Annotated in this window: 17 protein-coding genes; 14 read left to right on the top strand and 3 right to left on the bottom strand. The window is 37.3% G+C overall.

Annotated elements, in window-relative coordinates; all coding sequences use genetic code 11:
- Positions 1-414 precede the first annotated feature (414 nt).
- Both ACFX40_RS16035 and ACFX40_RS16030 read left to right on the top strand, forming a co-directional pair.
- Positions 415-1,779 carry an allantoinase gene (locus ACFX40_RS16035; protein ID WP_098249871.1) on the top strand — a complete coding sequence of 455 codons (1,365 nt, stop codon included), beginning with the start codon at positions 415-417 and terminating at the stop codon, positions 1,777-1,779.
- A gap of 528 nt (positions 1,780-2,307) precedes the next feature.
- Positions 2,308-3,798 carry a peptide MFS transporter gene (locus tag ACFX40_RS16030; RefSeq protein ID WP_028408754.1) on the top strand — a complete coding sequence of 497 codons (1,491 nt, stop codon included), beginning with the start codon at positions 2,308-2,310 and terminating at the stop codon, positions 3,796-3,798.
- A gap of 27 nt (positions 3,799-3,825) precedes the next feature.
- Here ACFX40_RS16030 and ACFX40_RS16025 read toward each other — a convergent pair whose 3' ends face one another.
- A complete protein-coding gene (locus ACFX40_RS16025; RefSeq protein ID WP_028408753.1) occupies positions 3,826-4,230 on the bottom strand; it encodes a hypothetical protein in 405 nt (134 codons plus the stop codon).
- Between the two features lie 496 nt (positions 4,231-4,726).
- Here ACFX40_RS16025 and ACFX40_RS16020 point away from each other — a divergent pair, with 496 nt between their 5' ends.
- Positions 4,727-6,436, top strand: coding sequence for an NAD-dependent malic enzyme (locus ACFX40_RS16020; RefSeq protein ID WP_028408752.1), 1,710 nt, complete (start codon positions 4,727-4,729; stop codon positions 6,434-6,436).
- A 143-nt stretch (positions 6,437-6,579) separates the two neighbouring features.
- Positions 6,580-7,923 carry a 2-hydroxycarboxylate transporter family protein gene (locus ACFX40_RS16015; protein ID WP_013082898.1) on the top strand — a complete coding sequence of 448 codons (1,344 nt, stop codon included), beginning with the start codon at positions 6,580-6,582 and terminating at the stop codon, positions 7,921-7,923.
- 47 nt (positions 7,924-7,970) lie between these two features.
- Here ACFX40_RS16015 and ACFX40_RS16010 read toward each other — a convergent pair whose 3' ends face one another.
- Together ACFX40_RS16010 and ACFX40_RS16005 are read right to left on the bottom strand one after the other, a co-directional pair.
- Positions 7,971-8,792 carry a Cof-type HAD-IIB family hydrolase gene (locus tag ACFX40_RS16010; RefSeq protein WP_028408751.1) on the bottom strand — a complete coding sequence of 274 codons (822 nt, stop codon included), beginning with the start codon at positions 8,790-8,792 and terminating at the stop codon, positions 7,971-7,973.
- Positions 8,793-9,190: 398 nt separating this feature from the next.
- Positions 9,191-10,216, bottom strand: a complete 1,026-nt coding sequence (locus tag ACFX40_RS16005) for an LLM class flavin-dependent oxidoreductase (protein ID WP_098331618.1) — start codon at positions 10,214-10,216, stop codon at positions 9,191-9,193.
- A gap of 327 nt (positions 10,217-10,543) precedes the next feature.
- Here ACFX40_RS16005 and ACFX40_RS16000 point away from each other — a divergent pair, with 327 nt between their 5' ends.
- The 10 genes from ACFX40_RS16000 to ACFX40_RS15955 all read left to right on the top strand — a co-directional run bounded on the left by ACFX40_RS16000 (position 10,544) and on the right by ACFX40_RS15955 (position 17,963).
- Positions 10,544-11,074: a hypothetical protein gene (locus tag ACFX40_RS16000; protein WP_098333287.1), complete on the top strand. Its 531-nt coding sequence runs from the start codon at positions 10,544-10,546 to the stop codon at positions 11,072-11,074.
- Between the two features lie 10 nt (positions 11,075-11,084).
- The gene (locus ACFX40_RS15995) at positions 11,085-11,609 is read left to right on the top strand and encodes a GNAT family N-acetyltransferase (RefSeq protein ID WP_263034254.1); all 525 of its coding nucleotides are present in this window, start codon (positions 11,085-11,087) and stop codon (positions 11,607-11,609) included.
- Between the two features lie 26 nt (positions 11,610-11,635).
- Positions 11,636-11,902: a glutaredoxin family protein gene (locus tag ACFX40_RS15990; protein WP_153253857.1), complete on the top strand. Its 267-nt coding sequence runs from the start codon at positions 11,636-11,638 to the stop codon at positions 11,900-11,902.
- 73 nt (positions 11,903-11,975) lie between these two features.
- A complete protein-coding gene (locus tag ACFX40_RS15985; protein ID WP_028408747.1) occupies positions 11,976-12,797 on the top strand; it encodes an amino acid ABC transporter substrate-binding protein in 822 nt (273 codons plus the stop codon).
- A gap of 74 nt (positions 12,798-12,871) precedes the next feature.
- The gene (locus ACFX40_RS15980) at positions 12,872-13,570 is read left to right on the top strand and encodes an amino acid ABC transporter permease (RefSeq protein ID WP_028408746.1); all 699 of its coding nucleotides are present in this window, start codon (positions 12,872-12,874) and stop codon (positions 13,568-13,570) included.
- A gap of 27 nt (positions 13,571-13,597) precedes the next feature.
- Positions 13,598-14,308, top strand: coding sequence for an amino acid ABC transporter permease (locus tag ACFX40_RS15975; RefSeq protein WP_028408745.1), 711 nt, complete (start codon positions 13,598-13,600; stop codon positions 14,306-14,308).
- Positions 14,305-15,078 (top strand): amino acid ABC transporter ATP-binding protein, encoded by a 774-nt coding sequence (locus ACFX40_RS15970; protein ID WP_377255564.1) that lies wholly within the window; start codon positions 14,305-14,307, stop codon positions 15,076-15,078. Before ACFX40_RS15975 ends, ACFX40_RS15970 begins: the two co-directional genes overlap by 4 nt.
- A 157-nt stretch (positions 15,079-15,235) precedes the next feature.
- Positions 15,236-15,967 (top strand): riboflavin kinase, encoded by a 732-nt coding sequence (locus ACFX40_RS15965; protein WP_377255561.1) that lies wholly within the window; start codon positions 15,236-15,238, stop codon positions 15,965-15,967.
- A gap of 1 nt (position 15,968) precedes the next feature.
- On the top strand, positions 15,969-17,291 hold the full coding sequence (locus ACFX40_RS15960; RefSeq protein ID WP_028408743.1) for an LLM class flavin-dependent oxidoreductase: 1,323 nt from the start codon (positions 15,969-15,971) through the stop codon (positions 17,289-17,291).
- Positions 17,292-17,426: 135 nt separating this feature from the next.
- Positions 17,427-17,963 carry a hypothetical protein gene (locus ACFX40_RS15955; protein WP_098249863.1) on the top strand — a complete coding sequence of 179 codons (537 nt, stop codon included), beginning with the start codon at positions 17,427-17,429 and terminating at the stop codon, positions 17,961-17,963.
- Positions 17,964-18,021: the final 58 nt, after the last annotated feature.

The following is an 18,021-nucleotide window of genomic DNA, read 5'->3' as shown; positions in this document are numbered from 1 at the left end:
GTATGTAGTTGCTTCTAGCTGTTGATTGGTAGGCAAGGCGAAGACTCCTGCGGGAAAAGCGAAACAGGAGGTGAGAGCCGGCAGAAACGAAAGGCTTGGACGGAAATCAACAGCAGTGTCACAAGCGATCTATACTGGTCCCTTTATTCAATTTGTTCGTCCATTCATTTATTTATATCTCAATCTCTTTTTAGTTAGTGAAAGTGACCAAATAAAAAAGAAAAGTTTAGACAAAATAGCGAGTGTGAAAATCAGATAATTCAGTTATATTTACTAGCGTAATAACCAGTCTATGTGTCAGGTTTCTTTACAAGGATAAAGACTTTTTGAAGGAAACAATGCATGATAGAACAATAGCAGACTGCTTCGTTTAATAAGAAGACGGAGTAGTTAAATAAAGGGGAGTTTGATAACATGTACGATTTAATTATTAGGGATGGTTCGGTCGTATTAGAAGACGAAATAGTAACAGCGGATATAGGGATTAAAAAAGGAAAGATTGCAGAAATAGCGCAAGGTGTTAGCACACCAGCAAAAAAATACGTAGATGCTAAAGGCAAATATGTTCTGCCTGGAATGATTGATATTCACGTGCATTTTGATGAACCGAGCCGAGACCATTGGGAAGGGTTTGACTACGGTTCAGCGTCTATGGCTGCGGGAGGCTGCACTACATATTTTGATATGCCTTTAAACGGCGTTCCTCCTACCGTAACAGAAGCAGCGCTGTGGGAAAAGAAAAAGCTGGCTGATCAAAAGTCAGTAGTAGATTATGGTCTATGGGGAGGGTTGGTTCCTGGTAATAAAGAAGAATTAGCCAAAATGGCTCATTCGGGTGTAATAGGTTTTAAAGCATTTATGTCAGAAGCCGGTTCTGAATTTGATTTCTCAGATGACCTCACATTATACGAAGGAATGAAAGAGATTGCAAAACTAAATAAAGTGCTTGCCCTGCATGCTGAAAGAAATGACTTAATACAAAAGCTTGAACAGGCTAAACAGAAGCAAAAGCAAACTGCTATTAAAGATTATTTAGAAACGCGACCGGTCGTAGCAGAAGTAAACGCAGTAAAGCAAGCGCTTGAGTACGGTGAAGAAACGGGATGTCCGCTTCACTTTGTACACATTAGCAGCTCTGAAGCAGTACAGCTTATTACGGAAGCAAAGAAGAATGGAATGAACGTTACGCTGGAAACATGTCCGCATTATTTACTCTTTACAGAGGAAGACTTTGAAGAAATTGGCGTAACGGCTAAGTGTGCACCTCCTCTTCGCAGCAGGAGTCAAAAAGAAAAATTATGGGCTTGTATCCAATCGGAGGAAATAGATATGATTTCTTCTGATCATTCTCCTTGCCCGATTGAGTTAAAAACCGCTCATCAGAATGATTTATTTAAAGTTTGGGGTGGAATATCAGGCGGCCAGTACTCTTTGCAAGCAATGATTAGTGAGGGAGCCATCACTAGAGGGATTTCTCTTTCTCGCATTTCAAAGCTTGTATCAACCAATCCAGCTAAACGTTTCGGTTTATATCCTAAAAAAGGAACCATCTTGCTGGGATCCGATGCGGATTTGGTTATCGTTGATCTGGATCAAACTGAAAAAGTGACAAAAGAAGGAATGGTTTTCAAACATAAGCACAGTATATATGAAGGAACAGTATTTAATAGCGTTATTTTAACTACCATTAATAGAGGAACGATTGTATACACTAAAGAAGAAGGTGTGGTTCCTCTTCACAAAGGACAAATGGTAAACGGTGAATACGTAAAATTGTAGGTACAGTGAAAAAAGAGGTAAAAAATAAACCTTTTATCTCTTTTTTTACATAAAAAAATGAGGATGACTTATATTAAAGGTAATACATAGGAGAAAAATGAGTATCTACTATAACAAAAGAGATGTTTTTAAAGAGGTTTTTATTATTCTGAAAAAGTATATTTTTGATTGAGGGAAGCATAATGAAAAAATAATAAAATTCCTTTTTAAATTCAAAGAAAAAATTTCCAAAAAGAAAAATATTATCTGGTTGTATGAAAAGTAGATAATCAGATGCTTTGTAATCAAGGGTTTTGTATAAAAAAAATTTCAAAAAGATATTTTAAGAAAAGAAATCTTGATTTAAAGCTTTTTATAGGTGCAATTTTATAATGGAAAATCGTATTTTATGCACTCATTGTAAAATTCTGATATTGACAGAATCATTTTATAAGAATAAAATTTTCTTGTTTCTATTTTTTTATATCATCATAATTTTTTGATAGTTTTGTCTATGGTGGTTTACGGTTGAAAGAGAGGTTAAGGAATATGTCGGTAGAGAGAGAAAAAGTGTATGAAACAGTTCCTCAAAAAGGATTCTTCGGACATCCTAAAGGGTTATTTACCTTGTTCTTTACAGAATTCTGGGAACGTTTTTCATACTATGGAATGCGTGCGCTACTTGTATTGTACATGTACGATACAATTGCAAACGGTGGATTAGGAATGGAACAAGGAACCGCTTTAGCGATCTTTTCTATTTATGGTTCCCTTGTTTATATGTCTGGAATTATTGGCGGTTGGATTGCAGACCGCATTTTAGGTACGTCTAATACGGTGTTTTACGGTGGTATATTTATTATGCTGGGGCATTTAGTGCTTGCGTTGCCGGCAGGTGTAACAGCGCTGTTTATTTCAATGTTCTTGATTATCATCGGAACAGGTTTATTAAAACCAAACGTTTCGAGCGTTGTGGGCGATATGTATAGCCCGACTGATAACCGTCGAGATGCTGGATTTAGTATCTTCTATATGGGTGTGAATGCTGGAGCATTTATCGCGCCGCTAGTTGTTTCAACAGTAGGTGAAAAGTATAACTACCATTTAGGTTTTGGAATCGCGGCAGTAGGAATGCTTTTAGGTCTAATCGTATTTATGGCTACAAGAGGCAAAAACCTAGGTCGTGCAGGCAGACAAGTTCCAAACCCTTTAAAACCAGAAGAACGCAAAAAAGTTTTTGGTACCATTGCACTTGTTGTAGTTGTACTGGCAATCTTTATTGTACTGACTTCTTTAGCGGGTATTTTAACTGTTGAAGGTGTTATTTTATTTGTAAGTATTTTAGCGATAGTTATTCCTATTATTTACTTTGTTGTTATGTATAAGAGCCCCAAGACAACAGCTGATGAGCGTTCACGCGTATTAGCGTACATTCCTCTTTTTATCTCTGGAGTAATGTTCTGGGCGATTCAAGAGCAGGGGTCAACAATTTTAGCAACGTATGCAAAAGATCATACGCAGCTAACGTATGGTGGTTTTAAAATTCCAGTTGGCTGGTTCCAATCGTTAAATCCGCTATTCATTATTATATTTGCGCCAGTTTTTGCAGCGATTTGGGTAAAATTAGGAAACAGACAGCCTTCTACACCAAAGAAGTTTTCATTAGGACTTTTATTTGCAGGACTTTCTTTCCTTGTCATGGTTATCCCGGCTAGCATTCATGGAAATGAAACGTTAGCGAGCCCGCTATGGCTAGTGCTAAGCTTCTTCTTAGTTGTAGTTGGAGAGCTTTGTTTATCACCAGTAGGGCTATCAACTACAACAAAACTAGCACCTGCAGCGTTTTCTGCTCAGACGATGAGTTTATGGTTCCTAACAAGCGCAGCGGCGCAGGCAATCAATGCTCAGCTTGTTCAATATTATGAAAACATTTCGCAAGTTGTTTATTTTGCTGCATTGGGCGGAGTGTCGGTCATTTTAGGTGTAATTGTACTAATGATTTCGCCAAAAATTCAGCGTTTAATGAAAGGTGTTCAATAAAAAAAACCGTCCTCAAGGGCGGTTTTTTTATGATTTATTTGAAAAAATATTCATGAAGGAGGCGTATGTCTGATCGTCTTCACCTTCGTAAAATGCAAGATTTAAAAGTCTGTTTAGTTCGTTTGTTGATTTTTCAGTTTCTGCAATAATTTGATGCATATGAGCAATCTTAGACATGGATCCGTTGCCATGCGCATTTTTGATTTGATTTAATGTTAAATGAAGTGATAAGACCTCTCGGCGAAGAGCTTGTCTTAATTCAGAGGAAGCCGGAATAAAAAAGCGTTTATAAAAATAACTTGCTTCTTCAAAAACCAATTCTCCATTTTCTAGCTCTTTAGCCGCAATTTCTTTAATTTCTTGATCGTCTAATCGACTGGACGCCTCTTCGATAAGAAATCCAAAAATAATAGCTGTATCTGGTTTTAGCATGCAATAACCTCCATTATTATAAAAAAGAACTATGTAGTTTATATGTATAGAGAGAAGAGAAAGAATATTCATAGTAATTTACTAATCAGCATAGACAAAAAAATAAAAATTATTCTTTTAAAGGTAAACTGAAATTATTTTAAAATAAATTTTTTATAATTAAACATTTTTTCCATATTAAAGAACCATTTTAACTCTCAAAAAGAAATAACCGTTGTAAATAAGGTTCTTAATACCTATATAAAAAGAAAATTAATAAAAGATATTAAATTCAGAAATTTCCACCTCTTTATAACTAAAAAATTGCTCTACTAAAATAGTTGACAGCAGAAATAGATAGGCATAAAATATACTATTGTCAAATGAATTAGCATGCTATTCATAAAAAGTTAACGGACATTTGAATAATATGTAATATCCATATAAGATGTTAATTACTTAAATCTAACCAACTTGTATGCTTGTCATACAAGTCTACAGAAAGGAAGATAGTCGTATGCGCAACGTATTTTTTGCAGATAATGAAACAATCGAAACGACTTTACGCGGGAAAGAAATTTTAGGAGCTCCAATGTTAAACAAAGGGGTAGCTTTTACAAAAGAAGAGCGCAAAACGTTAGGATTAGAAGGTTTACTTCCTCCAATGACTTTAACTTTAGATGAGCAAGCAAAACGTGCATATGAGCAATTTTTAGCTCAGCCAGATAACCTTGGTAAGAATGTATATTTAAACGATTTACAAAACCGTAATGCTGTATTATTTTATCGTTTATTGCAAGATCACTTAAAAGAAATGCTTCCTGTTGTTTATACACCAACAGTTGGACAAGCAATCCAAGAGTACAGCCACGAATATCGCCGTCCGGGTGGCGTATACTTATCAATCGATAATGTAGAGGGCATTGAAGAAGCTCTTAAAAATATCGATGCAAATAGTGAAGACATTGATTTAATGGTTATTACAGATTCAGAAAGTATTTTAGGAATTGGCGACTGGGGCGTTGGCGGTATTAATATTGCTATCGGTAAATTAGCGGTATATACAGCTGCAGCAGGAATCGATCCAAGCAGAGTGCTTCCAGTTGTTCTTGATGTAGGAACAAACAACGAAAAATTATTAAATGATCCTTTATATATCGGAAACCGTCATGAACGTATCCGCGGTGAACGCTATGATCATTTCGTAGATCAATTCATTTCAAAATCTCTTGAAATATTCCCTAATGCACTGTTACACTGGGAAGATTTCGGTAATGTAAATGCTCGTAACATTATTAACAAGTACGGAAAAGAAATTTTAACGTTTAATGATGATATCCAAGGAACAGGTGCTGTAACGCTTGCCGCTATTTTCTCAGCAGTTCAAGTGTCTAAAATGCCACTTCGTGACCACCGCGTTTTAATCTTTGGACCGGGTACAGCAGGTATCGGTATTGCGGATCAAGTTCGTGACGCAATGGTATTAGACGGTATTACAGAAGAAGAAGCATACAAAAACTTCTGGGCAGTTGATTTCCGAGGTCTTTTAACAGATGACATGGACGACTTATTAGGTTTCCAAACGCCTTATGCACGAAAAGCAGAAGAAGTGAAGGACTGGAACCGTGAAGAAGACAAAATTTCTCTTTTAGAAGTTGTCAGACAAGTGAAGCCAACAATCTTAATTGGTACGTCTGGTGTAGCAGGCGCATTCTCAGAAGAAATCATAAAAGAAATGGCGAAGCATGTAGAACGCCCAGCTATTTTACCGATGTCAAATCCGACTCCGCTTGCGGAAGCTACTCCTGAAAACCTATTAAATTGGACAGAAGGAAAAGCGCTTGTAGCGACTGGAAGTCCGTTTGAACCAGTTAACTACGATGGTGTGGAATATGAAATTGGTCAATCTAATAATGCTTTTGTTTTCCCTGGTCTTGGTCTTGGATCAATCGTGGTAAAAGCAGAAGTTATTACAGACAGCATGTTTGCAGCATGTGCACATGCTGTAGCTCAAATGGTAGACAGCAGCAAGCCGGGTGCTTCATTACTACCACGCGTAGAAGAATTACGTGAAGTATCATATAACGTTGCTTTAGCGGTTGCTAACGCAGCAATTAAAGATGGCGTTGCAAAAGAAGTTCCAACAGATGTTAAAGCGGCAGTAAAAGCGGCAATGTGGGAACCAACATACAAAGAAATTAAAGCTTTAGAAACAGTAAATGCTTAATTTTTAGATAGAAAAAGCACAGCTTCTGAAAAAAGAAGCTGTGCTTTTTTTAGTTACAAAAAGAATTCTTAAGTTACATAACGTATATAGTTTTTTGAAATTTGTGTATGATTCTCTATATTAGAACCACAGGGGGTTATGAGATGAATACAGCACGTAAATTGGAAACGTTTACTCAAGATTCACAGCCTGAAAATAAGGGTTTTTGGAACCGAATCAACAATATTAAAGTAGGAGTTATTCCTCTGCCGCTATACGTTTTACTTGCATTAATTGTATATGGCGCGGCCGTTTACAACGAGCTTCCTCCAGATATGATTGGCGGATTTGCAATTATTATGGTAATGGGAATGCTCCTTGGTGATTTAGGATTAAAAATTCCGATTTTAAAAGATATTGGCGGACCAGCTATTTTATCACTGCTTGTACCTTCCGTATTAGTTTTTTATAATGTTTTAAATCCCGCATCTATGGAAGCGGTAACAACTTTGATGAAAACATCAAACTTTTTATACCTTTATATTTCTTGTTTAGTAGCCGGAAGTATTCTTGGTATGAACCGTAAAGTTTTAATTCAAGGCTTTACACGTATGTTCGTACCGCTTGTATTAGGTACGTTAGCCGCTGTAGCTGCAGGCGTAGCTGTTGGGATGTTATTTGGCTACGGAGCAAAACATACATTTTTCTATATTGTTGTACCAATTATTGGAGGAGGGATTGGTGAAGGTATTTTACCGCTTTCACTTGCTTATTCTCAAATTTTAGGTAGTTCAGCAGAATCTTTTGTGTCGCAAATGATTCCAGCTGCTGTTATCGGAAACATCGTTGCTATCGTATGTGCTGGCTTAATGAAACGTCTAGGAGAGAAAAAGCCAGAATTAACAGGTAATGGAGTTCTTGTGAAGACAAAAGGCGGAGATGGCATCTCAGAAGATACAAATATCAAGAAACCAGTAGATTTCTCGTTAATGGGCGCAGGTCTTTTAATTGCATGTAGTTTCTTTATTTTCGGAGGCTTAGCACATAAGTTTTTAGGAATTCCAGGTCCAGTTTTAATGATCGTAGCGGCAACGCTAGTCAAATGTTTACAAGTAATGCCTGCTAAAATGGAGCAAGGTGCTTATCATATGTACAAATTCATTTCTACGAGCTTAACATGGCCGTTAATGGTAGGGCTAGGAATTTTGTATATTCCTCTTGAAGATGTAGTGAAAATTGTTACACCAGGTTATGTAGTCGTATGTGCTGCAGTTGTTATTGCTATGGTAGCAACGGGTTATTTTGTAGGTAAAATGATGAAAATGCACCCTGTAGATGCTGCTATTGTAACCGGCTGTCATAGCGGTTTAGGAGGTACGGGAGACGTAGCGATTTTATCAGCTTCCAACCGTATGTCACTTATGCCATTTGCTCAAGTAGCAACAAGACTTGGAGGCGCTTCCACTGTTATTTTAGCGACGCTTCTTATGAAACTGTTAGGAGTATAAAATCAAAACAAAAAAGCAGCTCGGTTCGTACGAGCTGCTTTTTTGTCTTATGAAATGCTAACAGGTTTTAAGATAAATTCTTCCACAACTTTTGCCACACCGTCGTTCATGTTTGTATCTGTTACGTGGTTGGCTTTTTCTTTAATATCTTCAGGAGCATTTCCCATTGCTACCCCAAGTCCTGCAAATTCAATCATGGCAAGATCATTATAACTGTCGCCAATAGCAATCACTTCATCGCGTGTAATGCCAAGCTGTTGAATTAATAAGTGAAGACTTGTCCCTTTTGTGACGCCTTCTTCTGTAAATTCAAGGAAGTATGGTTTAGATCGCATTACGCTTAGCTCTCCTTGAAGCTGCTTTTGAAGTTTCTTTTCAACATGAACCAGCATTTCCGGTTCTGCAAGCATGAGTACTTTTACAACAGGCTCTGTAACGGCATCAGTAAAAGATGAAACAACACGGATCGGCAGACCTGTAATGTCACTTTCGATATCCGTAAATTTATTTTCTACTTCAGTTATAATTTCATCTCCAACGTACGTATGAATTAAAACGCCTTCTTCGCGGCTAATATCGTCGAGACGTGCAACGGTTCTCGGAGATAATGTGCTGCTAAATAGCTCTTCATTTGTTAGGCAATTAATGATTTTTGCCCCATTAAACGATAAAATAAAGCTTCCGTACTTTTCTAACTCCAGTTCCTTGGCGATGTGAACCATTCCGTAAGTTGGTCGTCCAGAAGCAAGTACAACTTTCACTCCCGATTCTTGCGCCTTCATTAATGCTTCTTTTGTGCGCGGAGAAATAGTGTGATCATCGCATAATAGTGTATCATCCAAATCTAAAACAATCATTTTGTAAGGCATATTTTTAAATTCCCTTCTTCTACTAGACTCATATCTTCATATGGTACTATAAAAAAACGTTTGATTCAATTTAATGATTTTTTGAAAAAATGAGAGGGATGCGTATACTTTGTTTGAACTGCTGGTAAGTAGATAAAACAAAGAAATTGAGACATAACTAAATCACTCGAATCTATAGACGAACACATGGGATAGAAGATCCAGTATGGATGACTTGTTACACCGCTGTTGATTTCCGTGCAAGGCTTCGCTTTGCCCTCCAATCACCAGCCAGAAGCAACTAAACACATGAAAGGTACGTTCTTCGTATCAATAAAAAAAACGCACTAATAATCGGTAATTTTGATTATTAGTGCGTTTTTTACTTCTACTAAAATACTTTTGTCTCAGCTTCTGGATTAGTAAGCAGCTAGAGTGTGATTAGTTCTCTGCACATCTCCTTCATTGAATGCTTCTTTTAAGAGCGTGTAAGATCGCTTTTTTAGTTCAAAATCTTGAATGGCAGTAAGAATAATAAATTCATCAATAGAAAATTCCTGTTTCAAAGCTTGAAGCTTTTGACGAACGGTTTCTTTTGTACCGTGTATAACGTTTGCTTCTTTTTCTTCAATTCGATAGCTTTCTTTGGACTGCTGACCGAATTCTTCAGCTTTTTCTTTGGAGCCTAATGTAGCGGACTTCCCATTTTGTAAGTATACTTTAAATATTTTTGTGCTGGATGCTAATGCTTTTGCTTCTTCTACGGTATCCGCTACGATGACGGAAAGGGCAATGACAAGCGAGCGGGCGCGAGATGAAACGTGCTGATTATAGACAGAAATCGCTTCTTCTAGCACTTTTTGATCACCATTAATAAATTGAGCAAATACATAAGGAAGGTTTAATGAACCCGCAAGCTCTGCGCTTGAAGCACTTGCTCCCAGTAAAAACATATCTGCTGATTTTTCCGGCCTTGGATAGGCTTTTAAACCGTAAAGAGGGTGATCTTCCGGCAGCGTATCGTTTAGGTATTGCTTAAGTTCTATCAGTTTGTCTGTTAAGGACTTAGTAGGCTGAGAGTTTTGTTGCAAGGCTTGAGTAGAATGAGGTAGTCCTCCTGGTGCTCTACCGATTCCAAGATCGATGCGATTTGGAGATAATGAGGCTAAAACATTAAAATTTTCTGCTACTTTATAAGGGCTGTAGTGCTGAAGCATAACACCGCCTGAGCCGATACGGATATGATGCGTTTTAGCGAGCAGGTGAGAAATTAACACTTCAGGTGATGATCCTACAACATGTTCAGAGTCATGATGCTCCGCTACCCAAAAGCGGTGGTAGCCAAGTTCTTCTGCTAGCTGAGCTAATTGTATAGTATGCTGAAATGCATCTTCAGCACGCTCACCTTCATAACGGGGGCTTTGATCTAAAATACTTAATTTCACTGAAAACACTCCTTAAAGTTGATAAAAAAGGTAAGAATAATTGGGATTAATTTTAGCAAAGGATTTTCCAGATGAAAAGAGTTTTTTAAAAGAAAAATATTTTTTAAAAAATAAGTTGACTTTGCCATTTTGAGGCTATATAGTTGAATCATCAAACAGAAAAGCCGATAAAACAACTTGGATAAATAAGAATTAAGTGAGTATGTTTCAAAGACACTTCACTTCATTCTCCGGTTTTATCAAAGAAACAGTTAAAGCTGATTGGTCTACCAAAGGCTCCTGAGGAAACTCCAGGAGCCTTTTTGCTGTAAAAAGGAGGGGAAGAAAGTGAGCGATGTATGTATTTTATATAACGGGAGCTCTCATAATTATCAACAAATAGCCTCAGTGAAAGATGAGCTAGAAGCTTGCTTAACCTCAAGAGGAGTGCACGCAGAAACTATTTTGTATCATGATGTACACGCTTTGAAGCAGGAAGCACAGAAAGAAGTAAAGGGATTTATTTCAAAAGTGAACCAAGCTAAAAGTATTGTCGTTCTGTTATCTGGAGTAAATGAAACATACGTACAGTCTTTTGAACGGCTAACAAAAATATTGCCAGAAGATTTATTGCATAAAAAAATACTTCTGCCAATTCTTATTGGTGAAAATGTGAATTCGTTACTAAAAGCTAAGTATGATTTAAAACTTTTAGCGTCTTTTTTAGGTAGACCTTATTGGGTCAGCAGTCTTTTTTTGCTGCATGAATACGTCTCTTTTACAGGCATCAACAATGCAAATGCCAAAAGTCGTTTAAAGGAAGCTGTGGATGAGCTGATTTATAAAGCCGATCTATCTCTTCAAACATTTATAAAATGAGGTGAAGAAAATGAGTGAATTATTTCGATTAGCAACCGTAGAAGATGCTGAAGAGCTGTTGGATTTAACGCTTCGAGCATACGAGCCGATTCGAAAGCTAGGAATTAAGTTTCCAGCCGCAACGGCAACGATTGAACTAGTCAAAGAAAACATTCAAAACAGCCGCTGCTACGTACTGGAAAGTGATAAAAAAATCGTAGCTACGATTACAGCAAGAACGTATAAAGAAATAACGAACTGGCCTTTCTTATGGTGGTTTGCGGTAGATCCTTTGGTTAAAAAGAAAGGAGTAGGTTCTAAACTCTTAACATGGGTTGAAGAAACAATTATTCGGGATCAATTGGGGGAACCTGCCGTTACATTGGCTACTTCTGATCAACATCCGTGGTTGATTCCTATGTATGAAAGGAAAGGGTATGAGCGCTTTTTTGAAGTCGATCAAGGAGAAGAAGGAAAAGGCGTATTCTTAAGGAAGATCTTACACCCCGAAAGATATGAGTTAGAAAAACACAAGGAGTTACAAAAAGCTACTTAATCATTTAAAAGAAAAGAGGAAAAACCATGTCAGTAAAAATTTTATTATGGAATCGAAAAGGTTGTCATCATTGCGAGGAACTAAAAGCATATTTTCATGAGAAAGGATATCAATATGAAAGTATCGATGTAGAAGGAAGAGATTATTTGCGGGATTTACTTGAAATTAAATACGGTATTCGCTATGTACCGGTCGTTGAAATTGGAGACGAGGGGCAGTTTAAAGGAGTAATTGAAAAAGATTATGAGCAAATAGAAAAATTGATTGAAGACTATTCACCAATCGTTAAATAGCTGGAACATCTATTTTATTCATTCATTCATTAAAACAACAAATTATTTTGAGACATAGTGAGGGACAAAACACATGAAAAAACTACAGCTGACAGCTATCTTTTTATCACTTCTTTTATTACTAGCCGCTTGCGGAACACCAAATAAAGAAACAGCGGCTAACGCAAGCAAAGACAAAGTACAAAAAATTATTGTAGGAACGGGTACGCAATTTCCGAACATTTGCTTTCTTGACAATAAAGGAAATCTAACAGGGTATGACGTAGAGCTTGTTAAAGAAATAGACAAACGTCTTCCAAACTATAAGTTCGAATTTAAGACAATGGATTTTTCTAATTTACTTTTGAGCTTAGAATCGAACAAAATTGATTTAGTAGCCCATCAGATGGAAGTGAATGAAGAGAGAAAACAAAAGTTCCTTTTTAATAAAGAACCTTATAATATCTTTCCGCTGCATGTAGTTGTAAACGAAAAAAATACGTCTATTAAATCAATTAAAGATTTGAGCGGTAAAAAGGTAATTGTAGGAGCAACGAGTAATTCTGCTAACTTAATCGATAAGTATAACAAAGAACATGGAAATAAAATTAATATCGTCTATTCAGGCCAAGGATCTGATGACACAAAAACGCAGCTGAAAACAGGGCGTGCGGATGCCACGATTAGTACGCCGTTTGCAGTTGACTTTGTCAATAAACAAGCGGACGCAGAGCAAAAAGTTGTAGGGCCTGCTATTTCAAATTCAAAAGTATATTTTATGCTTCGTAAAAATGAAACAGGTTTACAAAAAGACGTTGATAAAGCGTTAAAAGAAATAAAAGAAGACGGAACATTGACAAAATTAAGTAAAAAATGGCTGGGAGAAGATTATACAAAAGCAGCTGGAAATAACTAAAGCACTTACTGTGACCCAAGCCTTGAACTTGGGTCCTTTCGCTACCTGCAGAGGGAAACAAAGGAGAGAAAAAGATGGGAAAAGCATTTGATATAGAGCTGATTTTCACCTCTATTCCTCAATTATTATCTTATTTGCATATTACAATTTGGATTTTGATTGCTTCACTTGTGATTGGCAGTACCTTGGGATTGTTTATTGCTCTGCCTCGTATTTATAAAGTGCCGGTGTTAAGCCAAATAGCAGCAGTTTATATTTCTTTTATGAGGGGAACCCCTATTTTAATTCAATTATTTTTAGTTTTTTATGGAATACCTGCCCTTTTACAATTGATTCATATTGACGTTTCAAGAATGGCTCCGCTTGTATTTGTTATTATCACGTATTCACTGAGCACGGCGGCGTCTTTTTCTGAAATGATGCGCGGTGCCATTAATAGTGTAGATAAAGGGCAAACCGAAGCAGCTTATAGTATAGGAATGACGGGAAAACAAACGTTCACTCGAATTGTGCTGCCGCAAGCTCTCGTTGTAGCCTTTCCTAACTTTGGAAATCTTGTGATTGGGTCCTTAAAAGATACGTCTTTAGCCTTTACCATTGGTGTGATGGATATGATGGGAAGAGGAGATACCATTATCGCTGCAACGGCTCATGCAGTGGAGGTATATATCGCACTTGCCATTATTTATTATTTGGTAGCGATTATATTAGAGAAATTTTTTGTGAAATCAGAACAGAAGCTGCAAAAACATGATCAGCCTGTTCATGTATAAAACGAGCTTATTAAAAGAGGTGTAAACATGATTATTGATGTACCGTTTATATGGACAGCATTTGTAGAAATTTTAAAGGCATTACCTTTAACGCTCCTTATTACCATCGGTCCGTTACTAGGCGGGTTGCTTATTGGCATTGCTGTTGCGGCTGTGAGAATCAATTCAGTAAAAATAATAACGCCAATTGCCAACGTATACGTATCATTTTTCCGAGGAACGCCTGCTATTCTTCATATTATGGTTATTTACCTAGGGTTCCCGCTATTTATTAATAAACTATCGAGTTACTATGGATGGAGCTTCAATGCAAACAGCATTCCTATTGTCGTATTTGTATTAATCGCTTTGTCTTTTACAGCGGGAGCTTATATGTCAGAGATTATTCGCTCTGGTTTGTTAGCTGTAGAAAAAGGACAAATTGAGGCTGCGTATGCCATTGGGATGAATCGTTTTCAATCAATGAAACGAATTGTTTTTCCACAGGCGTTTGCTTTGTCTTTACCGAATTTATGTAATATCTTCATCGGCTTTTTGCATACGTCTTCTATCGCATTCATCGTATCGCAAAAAGAGCTAAACGGTGCTGCTAATATCGTAGCTTCGAACAATCTCAAGTTTTTAGAAGCCTATATTGCTGCTGCTCTTATTTATTGGATGCTGACGATGTTAATAGAAGGGATAACAGCGCTGCTTGAACGAAAATTAACGGTTTATAATCGAGGAGGGGTTGTATGATTGCATTAACAAATATCAAAAAAACATTTGGTGATAATACAGTATTGGACGGTATTGATTTAATTGTTAAAAAAGGCGACGTTGTGACCATTTTAGGACCGAGTGGTTCTGGAAAGACTACGTTTTTGCGCTGCATTAATTTCTTAGAAAAAGCAGATGAAGGAGAAGTTTCGATTGATCAATTTACGGTTCAGTGCCAAAAGCCAAACCGCAAAGACATTTTAACTCTTCGACAAAAAACAACGATGGTTTTTCAGCAGTACAATTTGTTCAAACACAAAACCGTTACTGAAAATATTATGGAGGGGCTAGTTATTGTTCAAAAGCTGCCAAAGGAAGAAGCGAAACAACGCAGTTTAGACGTCCTTGAAAAAGTTGGGCTTGCTGAAAAAGCAAATGCTTATCCAAGTCAGTTATCAGGAGGTCAACAGCAGCGAGTGGGCATTGCTAGAGCGCTTGCTTTAAACCCTGAAGTCATTTTATTTGATGAGCCAACGTCTGCTTTGGACCCTGAACTGGTGGGTGAAGTACTGTCTGTTATCCGTAAAATTGCTGAAGAAGGAATTACAATGATCATTGTTACGCACGAAATGAGTTTTGCCCGTGAAGTTTCTAATCACGTGGTATTTATGGACGGAGGAAAGATTGTCGAACAAGGTCATCCTGAAGACATATTTTTAAACCCAAAAGAAGATCGAACAAAGCAATTTTTTAAGCGTATTAACCCAACGCATTCTCCTTACTCTTATATTTATGAAAAAACAATCTAATATTTTAATTAAAAACCAACTTGACTCATAGGAATAATAAGTATATGATAAAATCATCAAATTAAACAAACCGACTAGATCACTAGAGGTTCTTTGCACAATGTGTGACATTGTGCAAAGAACCTTTTATTTTTTTACTAGACTTAAGGGAAGAAGGGTGAACGTAGTGAATAGAGGAGCATTAAAAGCTAAAACAAGCAAAAAACTTATTATAAAAGGGCAGGTTGTACCTGGAAGGCAGCAAGGAAGACACTTAGGGTTTCCAACAGCTAATATAGATACTCAGCATGAGGAATTAAAAAATGGCGTGTATGGTGTCCTCGTTCATCTGCGGGGACTTGAACATATAGGAGTTATGAATGTAGGGGTTAAGCCGACATTTGGATCGGAACTATCTAAAACATTTGAGGTGCATATTCTGGATTTTAACGACGTTATTTATGAAGAGACAGTTCAATGCGACGTGATCTTTCGGGTGCGAGGAGAGAAAAAATTTCCTTCTATTGAATTTTTAAAGCATCAAATTAAAGCTGATACGCTACAAGCAAAGCAAAGATTTCAACATATGGGCTATGTATCTAGTGAACATATAGCTTCCAAGCTAGGGCAAGCGCGGTATTTAAATCTGCCTGATCTCCAGTTTTTTAATTGGTGCCACAGTCAATTCAGAGTCAATAAAGGGATTTACAATACAATTGATCAATGGTTTTATGACGAAGGAATTGAAAATATTCACCCTAGAAGAGTTCACGTTATCGCTTTTTTGCAATTTGCACAAGAAGGAAATGGAAGAAAGACAGAAAAAGAAGGAGTCCTTCGCTTTGGAGCAGGTGGTTTAACCAATCAATTACGAGAATTTATGAATGGGTATGAAAAAGGAGAATGGTAATATGACACATCAAAGACAATTAAAGCTAGGGGCTATTATTCATGGAGTTGGAGGAAATATGGGGGCGTGGAGACACCCTGAAATTTTGTCAGATGCCAGCGTTAATTTCGGTTTTTACAAGCAGCAGGCTCAAAAAGCGGAAGAAGGAAAATTTGATTTAGTATTCATTGCCGATGGGTTATATATCAATGAAAAATCGCTTCCGCATTTTTTGAATCGTTTTGAACCTCTTACTATTCTATCAGCACTTGCTTCTGTCACTTCTCATATTGGTTTAGTCGGCACTCTATCGACTTCGTATAGCGAGCCGTTTACGGTGGCTAGACAATTCGCTTCACTTGATCATATTAGCAGCGGCCGAGCGGGATGGAATGTTGTCACGTCTCCATTAGAAGGATCTGCGCTTAACTATGGAAAAGAGCACCCCACTCATGACAAACGCTATAGAATAGCTGAAGAGTTTCTAGAAGTAACAAAGGGATTATGGGATTCTTGGGAAGATGATGCATTTATTCGAAATAAAGAAACCGGACAATTTTTTGAGGAGAAAAAGCTACACCGATTACATCATAAAGGCGAATTTTTCTCTGTAGAAGGTCCGTTAAACATTGGGCGCTCAGCTCAGGGGCAGCCCGTAGTGTTTCAAGCAGGATCTTCTGAAAGCGGAAAAGATTTAGCAGCAAAAACGGCTGATGCAGTGTTTACGGGACAAGACAATTTAGAAGAAGCAAAAGCTTTTTACCAAGATGTAAAATCGAGAGCCGCAGCGCAAGGACGCAATGAAAACGAACTTCTAATTTTTCCGGGAATTGGTCCTATAATTGGTAGTACAAACGAAGAAGCCGAAAGAAAATATGAAGAACTTTCTCAATTGGTGACAATTGAACATGCGCTAAACTACTTAGGACGCTTTTTCGATCATTTTGATTTTTCACAGTTTCCATTAGATGATGCATTTCCTGACTTAGGAGATATAGGAAGTAATAGTTTCCGCAGTACAACTGACAAAATTAAAGAAAACGCCAAAAAATATAAGTGGACACTGCGAGAAGCAGCGCTGCGAATTGCTACACCTAAAACACAATTTATTGGGACGCCAGAGCATATCGCTAATTTGATGGAACAGTGGTTTGAAGAAAAAGGAGCTGACGGCTTTATTATTCATTCAAGCGTTCCGCATGGCTTAGATGACTTTGTTGAACACGTTGTACCGATACTGCAAGAAAGAGGCTTGTATCGTACAGAATACGAAGGGAATACGTTAAGAAGTAACTTGCAGTTGAATGTTCCTAAAAATCGCTACACACAGGTGAAAGTTAATTGAAGTGGATTCAAAGAGACTCGAAGGAGTCTCTTTTTTAATATTTTTAATATTAAAAATATGGTAAAATTCTTTTTGTAGGTTATTCGTTTCAGTTCATAAGGCCTAAAGGGTTTTGAATACCCGGAAAGGAGTCAAATGGAAAAAAGACATAAAAGTAAGAAGAAGCGTATGATCATTTCGATATCTTTATCCGTTTTTTTAGTCGGGGGAGGAGCGACAGGGTGGATATTGTACCAAAACGGAAAAATTCCTTTTTTATCACAGCAAAGTATACAGGCAAGCGCCATTAAAGTGGATCAACAAAAAGTTGATAAACTGGAAAGCAGCGATCAGCAGGCAAAAGACTTTATTGCTGAACATCATGACGTACTAAATGATTTGACGGGGTGGAGTGCCATTGAGCATCCAGACTGGTCTGCAGTACAAGAAGAAGCCACAGCCATTAACAATACGATTGGCACGATTGAAGTAAAAGATTCTGTTTTAAAGAAAGACTTTCAGCATATGGAGAAGCTCGCTGTACAGCTAGAGCAGACGAAAGATCAAGCACTGTTAAAAGAACTTCATCGTTATTTTCATGACTTAGATGTTGTGATCAATGAAGACGATGGATCAAATACATATTTTGATGTTACTAGCTATGGTAAATCAGTTGTAAAGACTTCTAAATGAGCTATAGCAAAAAGCTTTATACATAAAAGTAGTTTTGTATAACAAACGTCTTCGCTTA

This window comes from Priestia sp. YIM B13552 (assembly GCF_042787775.1).
Classification (GTDB): domain Bacteria; phylum Bacillota; class Bacilli; order Bacillales; family Bacillaceae_H; genus Priestia; species Priestia megaterium_E.
Note: the sequence above shows the minus strand (reverse complement) of the source record. Positions and strands in the feature narration are given on the sequence as shown.